At 60.0% G+C, this 18,735-nt stretch carries 9 protein-coding genes; 3 read left to right on the top strand and 6 right to left on the bottom strand.

The window, feature by feature from the left end; translation table 11 throughout:
• Window positions 1-159 precede the first annotated feature (159 nt).
• Window positions 160-4,569, bottom strand: a complete 4,410-nt coding sequence (locus tag AC5S27_RS04790; RefSeq protein WP_493933427.1) for a hypothetical protein — start codon at window positions 4,567-4,569, stop codon at window positions 160-162.
• A gap of 342 nt (window positions 4,570-4,911) precedes the next feature.
• Here AC5S27_RS04790 and AC5S27_RS04785 point away from each other — a divergent pair, with 342 nt between their 5' ends.
• Entirely contained in the window at window positions 4,912-9,645 is a 4,734-nt protein-coding gene (locus AC5S27_RS04785) for a 2-oxoacid:acceptor oxidoreductase family protein (RefSeq protein WP_493933426.1), read from the top strand.
• Between the two features lie 382 nt (window positions 9,646-10,027).
• On the opposite strand, the gene AC5S27_RS04780 is transcribed toward AC5S27_RS04785, so the two are convergent.
• Both AC5S27_RS04780 and AC5S27_RS04775 read right to left on the bottom strand, forming a co-directional pair.
• Window positions 10,028-10,438: a putative toxin-antitoxin system toxin component, PIN family gene (locus tag AC5S27_RS04780; RefSeq protein ID WP_493933425.1), complete on the bottom strand. Its 411-nt coding sequence runs from the start codon at window positions 10,436-10,438 to the stop codon at window positions 10,028-10,030.
• Complete coding sequence (locus AC5S27_RS04775; protein WP_493933424.1) at window positions 10,438-10,710, bottom strand: type II toxin-antitoxin system Phd/YefM family antitoxin; 273 nt, start codon at window positions 10,708-10,710, stop codon at window positions 10,438-10,440. Before AC5S27_RS04775 ends, AC5S27_RS04780 begins: the two co-directional genes overlap by 1 nt.
• Window positions 10,711-11,016: 306 nt before the next feature.
• On the opposite strand from AC5S27_RS04775, the gene AC5S27_RS04770 reads away from it, so the two are divergent.
• Window positions 11,017-12,837: a phosphoenolpyruvate carboxykinase (GTP) gene (locus tag AC5S27_RS04770; RefSeq protein ID WP_493933423.1), complete on the top strand. Its 1,821-nt coding sequence runs from the start codon at window positions 11,017-11,019 to the stop codon at window positions 12,835-12,837.
• Window positions 12,838-13,126: 289 nt separating this feature from the next.
• On the opposite strand, the gene AC5S27_RS04765 is transcribed toward AC5S27_RS04770, so the two are convergent.
• A complete protein-coding gene (locus tag AC5S27_RS04765; RefSeq protein WP_493933422.1) occupies window positions 13,127-14,185 on the bottom strand; it encodes an NAD(P)-dependent alcohol dehydrogenase in 1,059 nt (352 codons plus the stop codon).
• A gap of 191 nt (window positions 14,186-14,376) precedes the next feature.
• Between AC5S27_RS04765 and AC5S27_RS04760 the strand changes: the two genes are divergently transcribed.
• A complete protein-coding gene (locus tag AC5S27_RS04760; RefSeq protein ID WP_493933421.1) occupies window positions 14,377-15,318 on the top strand; it encodes an AraC family transcriptional regulator in 942 nt (313 codons plus the stop codon).
• A 67-nt stretch (window positions 15,319-15,385) separates the two neighbouring features.
• Here AC5S27_RS04760 and AC5S27_RS04755 read toward each other — a convergent pair whose 3' ends face one another.
• The gene (locus tag AC5S27_RS04755; RefSeq protein ID WP_493933420.1) at window positions 15,386-18,043 is read right to left on the bottom strand and encodes an ABC transporter permease; all 2,658 of its coding nucleotides are present in this window, start codon (window positions 18,041-18,043) and stop codon (window positions 15,386-15,388) included.
• Between the two features lies 1 nt (window position 18,044).
• A complete protein-coding gene (locus AC5S27_RS04750) occupies window positions 18,045-18,419 on the bottom strand; it encodes a PadR family transcriptional regulator (RefSeq protein ID WP_493933419.1) in 375 nt (124 codons plus the stop codon).
• Window positions 18,420-18,735 lie beyond the last annotated feature (316 nt).

Below are 18,735 nucleotides of genomic sequence, written 5' to 3'. Positions count from 1 at the left end.
CATTTGGCCTGAAAGCAAATTCGGCAGGTTGATTAGCCCTTAGCGAAATTCACCTTTACCGCCATTCGCTATCCTAGGGGACATTCAAGGATATAGCTGGCCAAAAAAGCTCATGGTCCAAGCCAATCGCCAACATTCCATGATCTTTCGGAAACCCACTTAGCGTTGAGATTGAAATATCCAATCTCCCCACAAATTAGGGGTCAGCTCAGCTTCACTCGGAACGTCAGCTGTAATGCCTGTCGCCTTGTTACTCCAGTAGACGCGTTGCAAGGTCTGTACACCGCTGCCTCGAAGAATACCGATATCTGCACGGACCGTCTGTCCCGCTTGAGGCCTTAGACCGAGCGTTTCCAAAGGAATGGAAAGAGCATAGACGCCATTGACCGCACTGAGTTCAACGACACTACTGACGTCCTCAACCTTATCAATCGTGATGGTACGGACCGGCGATGAAAACGGAACGGGAGACGTCGTCCCCGGAACTACAGCGCGATAGAGAGTCGCGCGAGGCTTGCCATTGACAAGGTAGACGAGCAGTCGTACATCGCCCGCGACAGGCTTCGCGCGTTTCGGATCGGCAGACGCATTGGTGCCAATCATCAGGTCCAACGCACCTCCGGTCTTGAACGGAGCATTGGCAATCGTTCCCGCATTCTGAAGAAGGTTAGGGTCGCTGGTGCGGAAGGCCGCATATAACCGTCCACCGCCAACCAGGATGGCGGCATCGACAACATCAGGCTTATCCGCCCATCCTACCTTTGTAATCCGGCTGTCGATCGTTGCCCAGTCGGCAGCGCTCAGCGACGAGGCTAGATCTTTCAGAGCCAGCGGCGTAGTCCTGGCTATCGTCACCTTGAGGCTTTGAGGCCCGGTCGATCGTTGACGTTGAAGCTCCCTTTGATTGAGGAACGCCTGCGCTGCGTCCAGATTCTGCCGCGTGACCTCAAGCGGCGCTGCAGGAATGCGTTTCACGGAATCCAGACCATCCACTCGAACGATACTTGTCCGCGAACCGTCGACGACATAGATGTTCCCGTCAGGAGTCTGATTCAGCGTAGGGAAGAAATTCTCGTCATGCAGTGACACATTATTCAGTACCATACCGCGTATAGCCTGCGGCATGCTCCACGGAACACCTTTGCGAGTGTCCTGAAAAAGCTGAGTCACATATAGTCCATCGCCTGTAAACAGATAAATGTCGCCGGAGTTTCCATTGATGCCCCAGAGCGACCCTGACTCTCCGCCCCTGGGATGAACAAAGCCGCCAAGCAACCTCGTCGTACCAATCAATTCCCCTGGTTGACTCGGAACAGGGGCACTGTGCGAAGCATGCAGTCCGGGCCAAAGACTCGGATAACTCCATCGATGATTCGCTGCATCCACACCACCAACGCCGTCCTGTGCAAATGGCAGCAGTGCAGTTGTAGAAACGGTTTCCTGCGGCTCAACCAGGAGCTGGCCGCCGCCATCGGAGCTTGGTTTCTGCGCACCGTCTGCAATCACGTCACTGTGGTGCAGATCGTAGATGGGCACGCCGTCAGCGCTCACTTTGACAGGAGGAAACCGCAAAGCTTTTCCTTCAAAGTCGGATACATACATATCCAGGCTCGGATGCGCAGTATCCGGGCTCATGGTCACCGCAACAGGCAGTCCCTTCACAAACGAGACTTCATCGGCGTCCAGTTTGCCGTTTCCGTTTGTATCTGACCACGTGAAGAGTGCCGTCTTATTCGGATCCCGGCTCAGAGGATCAGTCCCTTGCGGCCACAAACCCCGAATGGGATCCGTCCTCAGTAAACTCCAGTCGTTGGCTTTGCCAAACGCGGCAACGGGCCGGATCACCCCGCCGCGATCAAGATAGACCACAGCAACCCCTACTCCATTCGTCGCGTAGCCCAGGTAAGCGTCGGTGAAGTAGCGATGGCCATTCGTGTAGAACGCCGTGCCAGGCGTACTGGTAGAAGGAAGCTGTAATGGATCTTTGTCCGCGCGGTACAAAACGGAGGTAAGGCTGTTCGTACCGCTCTTCCAGTCCAGCTTGAACTCCATGGCGTGGTAATAAAACTTCGTCTTGTCCTGGGGATCGATCGAACCTCCGCCACCGTACTCACTCGGGCCATAGAAGGCCTTCACCAGCTTGCCGTCAAGCGTCCACACGCTCACGCGCTTGGGCTGGAAGTCTTCTTCAGTCACCCAGAGATGCTGATTGCTGTCGATCGTAATGCCTCTGGGATTATCCATGTGCATCGCGTCATAGGGTCCTGCCGCCAACGGGCCTGCACGTCCAATGGTATGAAGAAATCTGCCCTCGGGCGAGAAGACTTTGATCTGGTTCGAGGCGCCGCGATCGCTGACATAGAGATTGCCCTGCCCATCGATTGCGATACCCACCGGATCTTCAAGACCCTGCGTTACGAGAGGCGAAGGATTGGTCAATAGCGCCGACTGCGGTTGCACTGCATAGCGAAGCAGCTTCTGACCCGACAACACCAGCAACCTGCCCTGCGAGTCGAAGACTATTCCACGCGGGTTGTCGACGGGTGCAAGTCCAATCACCTTGCCCGTCGAAGCGTCGGAGAAAAGCAACTGCCCCAGGCGCGAGAGACTCACCACCAGGACATTGTTCAGAACCGCAAGCCCACCCATCTGATTCCCCCAGATCGGCTTGCCGTTTGTACCGTAATCGAGCTTGTCCCCGGGATCGAAATCATAGTTCAACGCCGCCTTATCTCCACCTGTAGTGAGAGCCGTCAACCGGATTACTCCTACGGGTCTCGATTGGCTCTTGGCATCGTCGCTCCATGCTGAGCCAACGTAGGCATAGGTATTGGCGTTTGCACGGCTCCCGGCGTCGCGAGCAAGGTAAGGAGCAGCCGTCCAGCTGCCGCCGATCCATCCTCGCCCTCCCTGCTTGTTGCCGTCGAGATCAACCCAGGCGAGCCCCGCTCCGCCTTCGCTCACATAGCTCCCCAGATAGACCAGAGGCTTGCCGCCTGGCGCCTTCTCTGCGGGTACATACAGCGCACTCGAAGGTGGGGTGTGATTGGTCAGCCAGCCGCCCTTGCCATCCAGGGTTTCCCATGGTGGATTGCCGGAGTTATAGACCGAAAACTCATAGTGCAGATCGACGGCGCCGTGTACCAGGCCGCGCACCCGGTACGAACCGGGCGCAACGAAGTGTGTCGGTATCAGATACACGCCATGCGCCGCGGCATCCCGATTGCGGCCCAGGTCATCCGTGCCATCCCACCAGACAGTATTCGCGCCCGCCTCAAACCATGTGTCCGAAATCAGGTTCCGTACGCGATTGCCCGCGGCATCCTCGATCACCAGCGATACGTATCCAGGCGTATCCAGCTTGAAATGCACCGGGATCGGCGGCTTCGGAGCGACGTCAGTGCTTGTCGGCAAAGCCATCGCCTGCAGCGCGCCTGAGCCGAGCGGCGACAATGCCATCAACTCGCCCAGCCAAACGCGGTTGCCGTTTTTCGTCTTCCCCACCAGGTGCGGATGGCGCGACTCGTCCGTGATCTGCGTGATCTTAATCCGGATCGCGCGCGTCGTAACCGTCTTGCCGAAATCGAACCAGTCCACACCCAGAGCACGCGGATACTGATTGCGGAGCGACCACGATGGAGTCCCTGACGGCGCGTTCGCCGGACTGATAGCTTGCCACGCACTCTCAGGCGCACTCTGCGGATCGCCGCTTTCCGCACCCGCAAGCACCTGAACATCCGCCCCGTTGAATCCTGCCCACAGCGCCGCCAATCCGCTCAATGCCACCGGCTTCGGCCATGTGAGAAGAATCGTCTCCGGAGTGGCCGGCGTTACGGCATGAGCAAAAATGGGACCGTTGTCCCACGCCAGCCAGCCGTTGTATTGCTCGTCAACGAGTAAACTCGCCGCTTTCGTATTCGCGCTCACGGAAACCGATGCCAGCGGGGCAAGATTTGCCAAACGGGCAGACAGCAAATACACACCGAGCAGGGAACCGGTGTACGTCGCGTCCGTAGCGGCTGCTGTATGTGTAAAGCGAAGAGCCCGCGTCGTTGTCCCCGCAGGCAAAATCCAGAGAGCATACCCATTGCTGTCGACCCCTTCTGAGGAAGACTGCCCCTTTATCAACCGTTGCGCGGGAATCCACTGCGTCTCATCGGCCATGTTTCCGGGATAGGAAGCCCCAGCGCGCAGCACACTTAACTGGTCGCCTCCGCGCACCAGCACCGACCCAACCGGCTCCGGCACAGTAAATCCAATCCGTAAATGCCGGACACCCGGCTGCGATCCTGCTCCGAAGAGCAGTGGCGCACCGCCCGAAGGAGGTACCTGTGTCCAAAGAAGCTGGCGAAGCGCCGCTCCATTCGCAAATGGCCGTTCAGCGCCATCCACCCATTCCGCCAGTGATGCGTTATCGACCGCCGAGGCAGCCAGCGGCGTTGCAAACAATCCAGATACAGGCGGATGCTGGACCGGCTGAGCCCATCCATGAGAGGCGCCGAGAGCTATGCCTAGCAGGAGCAGAGCGGCCAGGCTACGCGTAACATGCGAGTTGAAACGAAGGACCATGACTTCCTCTGACTCTATTCGATGCAATCCGTTGCCGGGAACGCCAGCCGCAATCCCAACAGGTAACACGCCCGGTTTGCGGCTGCTTCTCTCCGGGCCGTACAATCTTGTACGATCTCGTTCTGTCGCCCCGGCACGTTGGAGATACCACGCTGGTCAGGTCCTAATGGAGGATAGCCAGGGCGGTTATTCGCGAAACTCTGACCATACCGATCAGGGATGGGCATCGCAGTATGAATCAAGACGGTCGTGAGTCAATGACCCGTCGATGCTTCCACCTGACTTGGCTCGACAGGCACAAGCTACGCAAAGCACGAATTTCAGTACGCAGTGGAGAAAACAATGGCAACCAAGGCTAAGTATCCCGGTATTCGCATTACCGCCAACGGCAATCAACTCATTGCGTACCACACCGAAACCCGCATCGCCGACGCCGGCGTCTTCTACCCGATCACTCCCTCGACCGAGGGCGGCGAACTCTTCCAGCAGGCCTATGCCGAAGGCAACCTGAACGTCTTTGGCCACAACACAATCGCCATTGAGACCGAGGGCGAGCACGCGGCCCAGGGCGGCGCCATCGCACACTCCGTCTGCGGCAAGCGCGTCGTCAACTTCACCAGCGGCCAGGGCATCGTCTACGGCGTCGAGCAGTACTACCACGCGCCGGGCAAGTGCTCCACCATGGTCCTCGAAGTCGGCGCCCGCGCGCTGACCAAGCACGCCCTCAACGTCCACTGCGGCCACGACGATATATATGGCGCGCTCGACACCGGCTGGATCATGGTTTTCGGCAAGGACTCGCAGCAGACCGCCGACCAGGCGCTCATCCTCCGCCGCGTGACCGAACTCAGCCTTACGCCGGGCATGAACATCATGGACGGCTTCCTGACCTCGCACCTCGAGCGCACCTTCTATAAGCACGAGTCCGACCTGATCCGCGAGTTCCTCGGCTCCTCCGAAGACATCATCGACACCCCCACGGAAGCACAGCGTACCCTCTTCGGACCCAAGCGCCGCCGAGTTCCCGCCATGATCGATCTGGCCAATCCGCTGCTGCTCGGCCCCGTGCAAAATCAGGAACACTACATGCAGGGCATCCTCGCCCGGCGTAACAACTTCATCGAGCCCATCCTCGAAATGCTCGAAGAGTCGTACAAGGCTTTCGGCGACCTGACCGGCCGCTACTACGGCCTGCTCTCCGAGTACAAATGCGATGACGCCGAGACAGTTTTCGTATCACTCGGCTCCGCCGCGGAAAACATCGAAGCCGCAGTCGACTACCTCCGCGAGACTCGCGGTTCCAACGTTGGCTCCATCCACGTCAACGTCATCCGCCCCTTCCCCGAAGCCGCCATCGTCAAGGCGCTCAAGGGCAAGAAGAACGTCATCATCCTCGAGCGCACCGACGAAGGCATGTCCGGCGACAACCCGCTCGGCCGCGATATCCGCACCGCGCTGAACAAGGCAATGCAGGGCGCAATGCTCTACGCTCCTGAGCCGGCCTACAACACCGTCCCGTCGATTGAAGCCTCCGAGATGCCGAAGATCTACTCCGGCACCTACGGTCTCGGATCGCGCGACTTCCGCCCCGAACACATCATCGCCGCCTTCGAATACGCCACCATGGGCACGGCGCGCAAGGACGGCAAGACTGCAGCCGACGGCGCATCCTTCATCGTCCTCGGCATCGATCATCCCTACCAGGTCACGTCGAACGAGACGCCTTCCCTGCTTCCAGACGGCGCAGTTGCCGTCCGCTTCCACTCGATCGGCGGCTGGGGCGCCATTACCACCGGCAAGAATCTCGGCGCCATCCTCGGCGACTTGAACGACACCCTCTTCGAGCGCGACGGCCTGCTCGACGATCTCGGCAACCCCAAGGAAGTCATCCACGTCAGCGCCAACCCCAAGTACGGTTCCGAAAAGAAGGGCGCACCCACCAGCTACTTCATGGTCGCCGCCAAAGATCGTATCCGCGTCAACTGCGACCTGCGCCACGTCAACGTCGTTCTCTGTTGCGATCCGAAGGCCTTCACCCACACCAATCCGCTGGATGGCATGGCCCCCGGCGGCTCGCTCGTCTGGGAATCCGAAGAGACCGGCGAACAGGCCTGGGAACGCCTCCCGCAGTGGGCCCGCAAGCAGATCGTCGACAACAAGATTCGCGTCTTCACCCTGCCCGGATTCAAGATCGCCAAGAACGCCACAGACCGCGCCGACCTGCAGCTTCGTATGCAGGGCAACGCCTTCCTGGGAGCCTTCTTTGCCGTCTCGCCCCTGCTCGAAGAGTTCGGTATCTCGCAGGAGAAGTATCGCGAAGTCGTCTTCAAGCAGTACGTCAAGAAGTTCGGCAAACTCGGCGACGCCGTCGTGCAATCGAACATGGAAGTCATGACCAAGGGCTTCGAGATGGTCACCGAAATCAACATCGGTGAGCTCACGGCTCCCGATCGTTCCAGCCTCCGCGGCGCGGCTCTCTTGCCCATCCTCGAAGAAGTCCCGGCAGGCGCAGCCGCAAGCTGTGGCACGGGTTGCCGTTCGCACGCCCTACCCACAGGCCAGGCCGAGCGTGCTCCGATCAATCTGCTCGAAACCTTCGATCGCGAGTTCCGCTCCAACTACGGCTACGATCAGCCCGCCACACCGCTCTCCGCGCTCGGCATGATCGCCGCCGCCACCGGCGACACCGCTTCGAAGTACGTCGCCCGCCGCGAAACCCCGCTCTACATCCCCGAGAACTGCACCCAGTGCATGGAGTGCATTGCAGCCTGCCCGGATACGGCTCTGCCCAACACCTCGCAGGAGCTTGAAACCGTCCTCCGCACCGCCATCTCGCGCTACGTCTCCGACTTCGGCGACCGCGCCCTCATGCTCTCCAAGGTCGGCGAGATCGACTCCCGTGCCCGCGTCATGATGAACGAAGCTGTCGCCAAGAAGCTTTCCACTCCCATGCCGGAGATCCTCAAGACCGTCACAGAACAGATCGAGGGCATCTCCGACACGGCTCTAGCCCAGTTCACCAGCATCATCGCCAAGGTTCCGTTGGCCTACACCAAGGTCAACGCGATCTTCTCTTCGCCGGAGCGCAAGAAGCCCGGTTCCGGCGGCGTCTTCTCCATCTTCGTCAGCGATCTCTGCAAGGGCTGCGCTGCCTGCGTCACCGCCTGCGGCGATCACGACGCCCTCCGCATGGTCGCTGAAACCGAAGAGGTCAACGCCGAGCACGAAACCGGCACCGCCTTCCTCGACCTGCTCCCAGACACCCCGCAAAAGTTCCTCGGCCTCTTCAACGCCGCCAACCCGGCGGAATCGAAGACCGCCACCCTGCGCAATCTGCTCATGGTGCGAAGCAACTACGACGCGCTCGTCTCCGGCGACGGAGCCTGCGCCGGCTGCGGCGAAAAGTCCGTACTCCGCGCTATCGCCGCGGTCACCGAGGCTTACATGCGCCCCGTCTACCACGCCAAGAGCGACCGCTTCCTGGCCAAGGCCGGCGAGCTCGAGAAGAACGGCGCAGCCCGTCTCGCAGCACTCGCGGAACGCAATCCGGAAGAGTACGCGCTCCTCAAGCAGCTCACCGCGCACCTCATCCTCAATCTCGGCGGCGAGCAGGTCGAGGACACCAAGTCCCGCATCGCCCAGTATGAGGCAGCCAACGGTCCCATTACCGACCAGCAGATCATTGAAGCCCTCGCAGCCATCCTGCTCACCGAGGCCTTCAATCACAAGAGCCTGCAGCCCATCGATGGCCGCCTGGCCAACGGCATGTCCGTCATGGCCATGGCCGCGCACACCGGCTGCAACACGGTCTACGGCTCCACTGCTCCGAACAACCCGCATCCCTATCCGTGGATGAACTCGCTCTTCCAGGACGGCGTCACCGTCGGCTGGCTCATGGGCGAGAGCTTTATCGTGGATCACGCGCGCCGCTCCGTCATCCCAGAGCGTCTAGCCGACATGATCCTCACCCGCGACGAGAACGTCATCACCCCGCGTGAATACTACGAGTTCACCCACTTCACCGACGCCACCATGACCGACCAGGAAATCGTCGAACTGCCCAAGGTCTGGGTGGTCGGCGGCGACGGCGGCATCGGCGACATTGGCTACCAGAACACCTCCAAGGTCATCCTGCAGAACCGGCCCAACGTTAAAGTCCTCATGCTCGATACGCAGGTCTACTCCAACACCGGCGGTCAGAACTCCGACTCCACGCCGATGCTGGGCGGCAACGACATGAACGTCTTCGGCGCAGCCACGCAGGGCAAGAACAACGAGAAGAAGACGGTCGCGGAAACCTTCCTTGCCGGTCACGGATCGCCCTTCGTTGCGCAGATCTCCATGGCCAATGCTCCGAAGATGTACCGCGCCATTCTCGACGGCCTCGAATATCGCGGTACGGCGTTCATCCAGTCCTTCACCACCTGCCAGCCGGAACACGGCGTGGCCGATGACATGGCGCTCACCCAGGCCCAGCGCGTGCGCGACTCCCGCGGCGTGCCGGAGTTCATCTTCAACCCGCGCCTCGGCGAAACCTACCAGGAAGCGATCGATGTCAAGGGCAACCCGATGCCGGACATGGACTGGTACTCCACCAAGGACAAGGTCACCGGCGAAGTCAACCGCTACACCGTCGCACACTGGTGCACGACAGAAGCCCGCTTCCGCAACCACCTCAAAAAGGTGAAGAAGGATGCGCTGCCCAAGCTGATTTCGCTCGACAACATGCTGGTGCGCATCACGCAGCAGGATGCGGTCTACCGGCGTTACCTCGTTCCCGACCACCGCTCGTTCATTCCCGACTTCGGCGTCTACATCAAGATTGCCCCGGCGAAAGAAGGTGCGGAGCCAACCTACATGGCGCTCTCTCGCCAGCTTGTCCTGTTCTGCGTCGAGCGCCGCAAGGCATGGCGCATGCTGCAGTCGAAGGCTGGCATCGTCAACAAGGAGTACGTGGCCCAGAAAGCAATCCTCGCCGATGTCGATGCGGGTAAGCTGCCGGTCAGCGAGCTGCTCTCACGCGGCGATGAACTGCTGCAGGAGCGGCTTGGCAATCTCGTTCCCGCCAAAGTGTAGTTTATTGGGCTTTCAAAGTGACTCAACGCCGAAATCCACCTAGGATTTCGGCGTCCTTCCTGGAAATCAATATCCTGAGGGCAAGTCAATATGCCTTGGCAAGCGCGGGTGTTACTGATCGTCTGTGGATTGCTGGCAGGCTTCCAATCCTATTCTTATCTGCTGGCAGGTAAGTTTGTTTTTGATAACGCGACCTACCGCCAGACCACTTACGCCTGGGGTGGTTTCGGAGTGGGTGCTCTACTGGTTCTGTTGGCTTTCCTACCACCAGCGAAGTGGATAAACAAATACATCACAAGTAAGCGATCAAAGCCTAAGCATTCTCGGCACTCGTAACAAGCGACAAGCATCTGAACTTTAACGCCGTCCGGTCAAAGCGTCATCAACCGTGCTTCGCCCAAAATGCCGCTGGCGTTACGACAGGATACTTTTCGCTCAAAGCCAAAAGATCTTTGTCACCTGTAATCAGATAATCCGCTCTCGAAGCCCGCAAAGTTCCTAGCACCAGTTGATCCTTCGGGTCGCGCAGGGCAGGCTCGATCTCCGAATCCGGCACGACCATCTGCGCCAAACCCAGGAAACTCTCGGCAAGCTCCCGGATTTCCTGCTGGGTTCGCCGATTGGCAGGCACTCTTAGCAAAACGCGCACCATTTCGTCCAAAATGTAGTGCGAAAGCGCCACAGACAGACTGCCTGTCAGCCAAGCATCCACGACTTGCCCTGGAATGCCGGTTGGGTAAGCCAACCCGGAGACGAGGACGTTCGCATCCAGCACCACCCGTATGTCGGCCACTACTTCTTCCCGCGAGCTTCCCGGACGGCTGCCTCAATCATCGCCATTCCCTCTTCTTCTGGAACATCCCGAAAATCCTCAGCAATTTTTCCTCGGATTTCGTCGAAGCGGTCCCGCATACGGCGAATGCGCTCGAATTGCTCGGCGTCGATCAGGACTGCGACAGCCTTCCCATCCTTGGTCACGACGACTGAATCTTTGCGATATTGAACCTGATTGAGCATTTCGCCCAGATTCTGGCGGAATTTGACTGCGCTGACTTCGGTAATCATTGCCTACCCCCATGATCATTATGACCATAATGACCGCTGTAGCGAGCGTATTCCACGCGATATGGATTGTCCAGCGAACGCGATCACGCATTCCCTGTGATTCCTTCTGTAAAATACTCGCATGGGAAGCAAAGACGCACCAAAGCGCGAAACGAAGAAAGCTCCAAAACCGAAACCCAAACCAGCCCCAGGCCGCCCTCGGACCGTCTGAGCTGAGCTTCGCGACTTTATTCCAGGATGTGAATCGGCCATCCGCGCTACTCCCGTTAGCGCGCGGGATTTTTATTCCCTGAAAGCTTATTCCTTATGAACAGCCACACCGTCGCAGCGCCCCCCACGACCAATAAGCATCTGATCCGCTGGGTTGAAAAGATGGCTGACCTTACTCAGCCCGACAATATCCACTGGATCGACGGCAGCCAGGAAGAATACGACCTGCTCTGTCAGCAACTGGTCGACGGCGGGACATTTCTGCGCCTGGACGAAAAGCTGTGGCCCGGCTGCTTCTACGCCCGTTCCGCGCCCAACGATGTGGCCCGCGTGGAGGACCGTACCTTCATCTGCTCGCTCTCCAAAGACAACGCCGGTCCGACCAACAACTGGGAAGACCCGTTCGTCATGCGCAAGAGGCTGAAGGCGCTCTTTCGCGGCTCCATGCGCGGGCGGACGATGTATGTGCTGCCCTACTCGATGGGCCCAGTTGGCTCGCCCATGTCGCAGATCGGCGTGCAGCTGACCGATTCGGCCTACGCCGTCGTCAACATGCGCATCATGGCGCGCATCGGTGCTCCGGTCTTTGCTGAGATCGATAAGGACACCAAGCGCGTCGTTCCCTGCATGCATTCCGTCGGCGCGCCGCTTGCGCCCGGGCAGAAGGACGTTCCCTGGCCCTGCAATGACGAAAAGTACATCGTGCACTTCCCGGAAACGCGCGAGATCTGGAGCTACGGCTCCGGCTACGGCGGCAATGCTTTGCTGGGCAAGAAGTGCTTCGCCCTGCGCATTGCATCGAACATCGCCCGCGATGAAGGATGGATGGCCGAGCACATGCTCATCCTCGGCGTCGAAAGCCCCAAAGGCGAAAAAACCTATGTCGCGGCAGCCTTTCCGTCCGCTTGCGGCAAGACCAACTTCGCCATGCTCATCCCGCCGGAGGGCTTCGAGGGCTGGAAAGTCTGGACGGTCGGCGACGACATTGCCTGGATCAAGCCGGACGCGTCCGGCAAGCTGCGCGCCATCAATCCCGAAGCCGGATTCTTTGGCGTTGCGCCGGGGACGAGCGCTAAGACCAATCCCAATGCCATGGCCACCCTGGCTCGCAATACCATCTTCACCAACGTCGCGCTCACTCCGGACGGTGGCGTGTGGTGGGAAGGCATGACGGACAAGCCTCCTGCCGAATGTCTCGACTGGCGCGGCGAGCGCTGGACACCGCTGATCGGCAAAGTCTCCGGCAAACCTGCAGCGCATCCGAACGGCCGCTTCACCGCGCCCGCGAGCCAGTGTCCGAGTATCGATCCGGACTGGGAAAATCCGGCGGGCGTGCCGATTTCGGCGATCATCTTTGGTGGGCGTCGTCCTTCGACGATGCCGCTGGTTTATCAGGCATTCAACTGGTCATCGGGCGTCTACATCGGCGCCACGATGGGTTCGGAGACAACCGCTGCGGCTGGTGGAGCTGTCGGCAAGGTGCGCCGCGATCCGATGGCCATGCTGCCCTTCTGCGGCTACCATATGGGCGACTACTTCCGGCACTGGCTGCGCATGCAGCGGAACCTGACCTCGACGCCGCGCATCTTCCACGTGAACTGGTTCCGGAAGAACGCTGCTGGCGAATTTCTTTGGCCCGGATTCTCCGAGAACATGCGCGTGCTGAAGTGGATCGTGGACCGCGTTCGCGGCCGCGCTCTCAGCAAGGAGACCCCGATCGGGTGGACTCCGCTGTACCAGGATATTCACTGGGACGGTCTGCCATTCACGCAAGCGCAGTTTGACGAACTGCAGACCGTCGATCGTGCGCAATGGAAGCATGAAGTGATGGATCATGAGGAGCTTTTTCTTGCTCTCCACGACCATCTCCCGCCTGAGATGATCTACGAGCGCGAGCTGCTCATCTGCCGCCTCTAGGCGAATCGAGGCAAAACCGGCCTGAATTTCGCTCTAGGGTGGGGGGGGGTAGTGCAAATCGCCTCATGCCATTGATAGGAAAAGCGTTACGCTGAGTTTTGTGACACTTAAGAGGGAGTTAAGGGCGCTTTTGTGCGTCTCGTTTTAAAACCCTCTTGAGATTCTGATTGTGTTGTTTTCTAGTATGCGCTTTTTCGAATAAATAATACGCAACGGATCTGAAAAAACTTTTCAGGCAGAGTGGCTAGCGCCTTCCGCAGGAGTTTCTGCGGAAGGCGCGACTGTTTGGTTACTCGGATTTGAGTGAGGCCATGTCGATGGAGAAGCGGTACTTTACGTCCGACTTGAGGAGACGCTCGTAGGCTTCGTTGACTTTCTGGATGGGGATGACTTCGACGTCTGAGGTGATGTTGTGCTCGCCGCAGAAGTCAAGCATCTCCTGGGTCTCGGCGATGCCGCCGATGGGCGAGCCGGAGAGGCTTTTCCGTCCGAAGAGAAGACCGAAGGCAGCGACGGCCAGCGGCTTTTCCGGGGCGCCAACGAGGGTCAGATTCCCGTCGCGGCGAAGGAGCTGGATGTAAGCGTTGATGTCGTGGTCGGCAGAGACGGCGTCGAGGATGAAGTCGAAGCTGCCGGCATGCTTGGCCATCTCATCGGCGTTCTTTGAAATCACGACTTCATCGGCACCGAGGCGGAAGGCATCTTCCACCTTGCTGGGCGAAGTGGTGAAGACGACGGTTTGCGCTCCGAAGGCGTGGGCAAACTTGACGCCCATGTGGCCGAGGCCTCCGAGGCCGACGACTCCAACTTTTTTGCCTTTGGTTACGCCCCAGTGACGCATGGGTGAGTAGGTGGTGATTCCTGCGCAGAGGAGCGGCGCGGTTCCGGCCAGGTCGAGATTGGTGGGAACTTTGAGGACGAAATGCTCGGTAACCACGATGCTGTCGGAGTAGCCGCCGTAGGTTACGGCTCCGGTGTGTTTGTCGGGGAAGTTGTAGGTGAGGGTGGGGTTGGGACAGAACTGTTCGAGGCCAGCTTTGCACTCGGGGCATGTGCCGTCGGAGTCAACCAGGCAGCCCACGGCGGCGAGATCGCCGACTTTGAACTTGGTGACAGCCGAGCCAATTTTCGTCACGCGGCCTACGATCTCGTGGCCTGGGACGCAAGGGTAGACGGTGGGCATCACTTCTTTCCACTCGTTGCGGGCCTGATGGAGATCGGAGTGGCAGATGCCGCAGAACAGGATTTCGATTTGCACATCGTGGTCCGAGGGATCACGTCGCGCGATGGTAGTGGAAGCGAAGGACGATGTAGGGCCGGTTACGGCGTAAGCTTTTGCGTTGTACATAAGAAGTCTCAACTTTCCTTGCAGAAAGGCCTGCGAACGAGCCTGCTGCACGAGAATCAGAGTACGAGAACAGGACCAGACGGCGGTATCCCGATCCTGCTTTTCTCTTGCCTATTTCTGTCAGTTGCCGCATTTTTGTGCATTTCTTCATACACGCGAATTTAATCTGGAATGCGAAGGGAACGAAGCCAGTGGCAGACAGACAGAACCAAATTGACGAGCATGAGGCGCAGCGGATCACAGCTCTGCGGGATGCGCTGGCTCACAGGATTACCGATCTTGCGAGTTCGGACGGCGACACGAGCACGGCGATTCCCAGTCTGCGGCTCTACCGGCAAAGCACCCCCACGGCCTGCGCTTCGTGTACGTACGAGCCTAGTCTGGTGATCTTCGTGCAGGGGCGCAAGCAGATCACGCTGGGGAAGACAGATTATCTCTGCAATGCATCGAACTTTCTGCTGACCTCTGTCGATCTGCCCGTGGTGAGCCAAGTGGTGGCGGCGACGAAGTCGGAACCGATGCTGAGCCTGATATTCCGGCTGGACATGCCCGTGGTGCGGGAGATTCTGAGCCAGCAGGAATTTCTGCAGCATGCGCAGGAAGTAGAAACGCGCGGCATGGCGATTGGCACGTCGTCCTCTGAACTGCTGGATGCATGCTTGCGGCTGGTCAATCTGCTGGAGACGCCGCAGGATGCCGGGTTTCTGAGTGGGCTGATCCTGCGCGAGGTGATTTACCGGATACTGCGGAGTCCGCAGGGACGGCATCTGCGGGCGATTGCGACGCTGGGGGAACAGAGTCATCGCACGTCAAAAGTGGTGGAGTGGTTAAGGGCGAACTACGCCAAGCCTCTTCGCGTGGAGGAGCTGGCGGCGATGGCGCGGATGGGGGTTTCCACGCTCCATCACCAGTTTCGCCTGCTGACGGCGATGAGCCCTCTGCAGTATCAGAAGCATCTTCGCTTGCACGTGGCCAGGGAGCGGATGCTGAACGAGGGGCTGGATGCGGCGAGTGCTGCGTTTGAGGTTGGCTACGAGAGTGCGAGCCAGTTTAACCGCGAATATCGGCGCTTCTTTGGGCAGCCGCCCATGCGGGATATCAAGGCGCTGCTGGCAGCTGGGTCAACCTCCTGACCGGTCGCCCTGAGAGCAATCGCCGAAAAGCAATCGCCCTTCCATCGAAAAGCCCATCCCGGACGGACTATTCCGTGCGCAGGGCTCGCATGGGGTCGATACTGGCGGCTCGCGCTGCGGGAATGGCGCTGGCGACGAGAGCGACCACGGCGACTCCGGCGACGGCGAGCAGATAGCTGGCGGGATCAAGCGGCTCGATGCCGTAGAGAGAGCTGGTGAGCGCGTGCCCTACGAGCATGGCTGCGGGGATGCCTAAGACAACTCCTGCGGCGGTGAGGACGAGGCTGCTCTTGAGGATCATCCAGACGACCTGGCTGCGGCGCGCGCCGACGGCCATGCGGACGCCGATCTCCGCGGTGCGGGTGCTGACGCGGTAGGAGAGAGTTCCGTAGAGACCGGTGGCGACCAGAACCACGGCGAGGAAGCCGAAGAATCCGGCGAGGCGGGCGAAGAGTATCTGGTTGGAGATCGTGAGGTCGTACTGAGCGCGCTGGGTCATGGGCCGGAGCAGCGGCAGGGTGGGATTGAGCTGCTGGACGGCTTTCTGCGCGGCGGGGAGGATGGCGAGGGGTTCGCCGTGGACGCGAAGTTCGACATGCATGGGGCCGGTCATGGGGATCTGGGCGTACATGTACCAGGCCATGGGGATGGGCTCTTCGTCGATGCTGCGGTATTTGTGATCTTTGACGACGCCGATAATCGTCATCTGATACGTACCGTTGTCCGGGCCGATGGTGTGGCCGAGCGGGTTCTGGCCGGGGAGGAAGCGGTCGGCGAATTGCTGGTTGATGATGCCGACGTGCCGCGAGGTGGATGTGTCCGAGTCGTTGAAGTCGCGCCCGGCGAGAACGGGGATGCCGAGCGTCTTGAAGAAGTCTGGACCGGCGATGTTGCTGCGAACGGTGCGCGAGGAGCCGTTGGCGACTTCGGGCAGTTTGCCGTCGACCATCATGTCGCTGTTGTCGGACCACCAGGAACCGAGGCGCTCTTCCATGACGGTGACGGATTCGACGCCTGGCAGGGCGCGGAGGTTGTCAATAAGCCTGCGGTAGAAGGCCCGGCCTTCTGGAAGTGCCTGGATGTTGGGCTTGACGCCGAAGACCACGAGACCATCGACCTGCATGCCGAGGTTGGTGTTCTGCAGGTTGCTGAGGGTGCGGAGCAGGAGCCCAGCGCCGACGAGCAAAACGACGCAGAGGGCCATCTGCAAGGCGACGATGGCTTTGGCGGTGTTGGACTTGCTGGCGTTGGAGGTAGCGGCTGAAGTTTTGAGAGCGAGTTCGGCGCGGCCGGCGAGGGCTACGCGCATTGGGGCGAGGCCGAAGACGAGGGCTGCTAGGACGAGAACCCCCAGCGTGACGAGCAGGACGGTGCGGTCGGGGGCAAGGCTGGCCTCGATCTGCGCCCAATTGGCGAGGAGACGGGTCGCAATCAGGGCAAAGGCCCAGGCGAGAATGCCGCCAGTTGTGACCAGCAGAAAGCTTTCCGCGAGGAGCTGGCGGAGGAGTTCACCACGGCCGGCGCCGAGGGCCTGGCGGAGGGAGAACTCTCGCTGGCGGGTGCGGTTGCGGGCCATCAGCAGCATCGCCACGTTGGTGAGAGCGATGAGCAGGACGAGGCCGACCATGGCCATGAGGATGTGCAGCGGCTTCTGGTATTGCTCAATCCGTGTGCCAAATTTGTGAGAGTCCACGAGGCTGAGCGTGGGTGGCTGTTCGCCCTGCGTGGGAGAGCCGAGGCCGATGTAGGCGGCGCGCTGGAAGAGCGGCTGGAGCTGTGCGATGGCCTGGGTCCTGCTCTGGCCGGGGGCGAGGCGGCCGATCAGCCGGAGGCACCACCAGGTTGGATTGTTGAGATAATTTTTTCCGTCATCGAGCGGATTACCCCAGGCATTCAGCTCGGGGCGGTTTTGCAGCGGGATCCAGAAGTCCGTGGAGTTGCCGCCTTCGACGCCTTCGAAGCCTTCCGCTGCAACGCCGACGATGGTGAGGGTTACGCCGTTGACGATGAGGGTTTTGCCGAGCACATGGGGATCGCGGGAGAAGCGGCGGTTCCAGTAGTTGTAGCTGAGGACGGCGATCGGCGCGTGGTCGGTCTCATCCTTCGCGGTGAACCCGTGGCCGCGGATGAGGTTGACGCCGAGGCCGGAGAAGAAGGTGCCGCTGACCATGTCGCCTTCGGCTTCTTCAGGCATGGCGCCGAAGCGGACGGCAACCTTGTTGGTCGAGAGCGGGACGTAGGCGATGAGCGCCGATAGGGGCGAGTTCTGCTTACGCAGCGTGTCGTAGACGGGGTAGGAGAAGGTTTCGTTGGTGTCGACGGTGCCGGTGTTCCGCGGCGGGTTGGAGGTCTGCAGGCAGACGAGGCGTTCCGGGTCGGCGACGGGAAGCGAGCTGAGCAGGACTGCGTTCATGACGCTGAAAACGGCCGTGTTGGCGCCAATGCCGAGGGCCAGGGTGAGGATGGCGGTGAGGGCGAAACCGGGGCTTTGGCGGAGTGAGCGGAAGGCGAAGCGGAGGTCGCGGATGAGGTTGTCGAGGGCGGCCCAGCGGTCTCTGCGGTAAAAGCTCTCGTGCGCGGCGGGGAGGCTGCCGAAGGTGGCGCGGGCGCGGCGGCGGGCTTCGTTCCGGTCGAGGCCTTCGTCTTCGAGTTCGGCGGCTTCGAGTTCGAGGTGAGCTTTGATTTCTTCGGCGAAGTCTTTGGCGCTGCGCTTCCGTTTGAACATGTTATGCCTCCTCTGGACTGGGTTCCGTGGGTTCGAGGATCAGGTCCATGGCGCGGGTGAGTCGGCGCCATTGGCTGGTTTTTTCTACGAGCTGCTCGCGACCCTTCGCAGTGAGGGAGTAGAAGCGGGCTTTACGGTTGTTATCGCTGACGCCCCACTTGGCGGCGATCCACTCTTTGTCTTCGAGCCGCTGGAGGGCGACGTAAAGGGAGCCGTGGTCGACGAGAAAGGTGTCCTCGGACTGGCGTTGGATGGAGCGGGCTACGCCCTGGCCGTGGCATGGGCCGAGGACGAGCGTCTTGAGGATGAGCAGGTCGAGCGTGCCCTGCATGAGGGCGATTCGCTCTTCGTTGGTCGGGCTAGTGCTCGAGTTCATGTTCTCTTGGGTAGCCATTCGACCCAAGTATCTGCTTGCTTGGGTAGAATGTCAACCCGAGTAGTGAATAAATTGCGCTCTGCCCCATGTCCTCCACTGCGCGGTGTTTGTCGTACGAAGCGCAATCCGCGTCCGTTACTGCGCAATCCAGAACTGAACGATGCGCAATCCGTGTCGCGACGTTGCGCAATCAGCGTTTACGTCTCTGCACTCATTTTGGTGCAGCCGTCTCAAAGAGACAGGTCGAGGGCTGGAGGTCAGTTTTTCGCGGAGGCTGGCTCTCAATGTTGCATCTTGAGACAGCGAATTAGCAGCT

Source organism: Acidicapsa borealis, from assembly GCF_059115245.1.
This window is presented reverse-complemented; position numbering and strand designations above follow the sequence as displayed.

Bases quoted from the DNA above. Each gene is read 5' to 3' on its own strand.
- AC5S27_RS04790 (WP_493933427.1), bottom strand. From the start codon at position 4,569: ATGGTCCTTCGTTTCAACTCGCATGTTACGCGTAGCCTGGCCGCTCTG.
- AC5S27_RS04785 (WP_493933426.1), top strand. From the start codon at position 4,912: ATGGCAACCAAGGCTAAGTATCCCGGTATTCGCATTACCGCCAACGGC.
- AC5S27_RS04775 (WP_493933424.1), bottom strand. From the start codon at position 10,710: ATGATTACCGAAGTCAGCGCAGTCAAATTCCGCCAGAATCTGGGCGAA.
- AC5S27_RS04770 (WP_493933423.1), top strand. From the start codon at position 11,017: ATGAACAGCCACACCGTCGCAGCGCCCCCCACGACCAATAAGCATCTG.
- AC5S27_RS04765 (WP_493933422.1), bottom strand. From the start codon at position 14,185: ATGTACAACGCAAAAGCTTACGCCGTAACCGGCCCTACATCGTCCTTC.
- AC5S27_RS04755 (WP_493933420.1), bottom strand. From the start codon at position 18,043: ATGTTCAAACGGAAGCGCAGCGCCAAAGACTTCGCCGAAGAAATCAAA.
- AC5S27_RS04750 (WP_493933419.1), bottom strand. From the start codon at position 18,419: ATGAACTCGAGCACTAGCCCGACCAACGAAGAGCGAATCGCCCTCATG.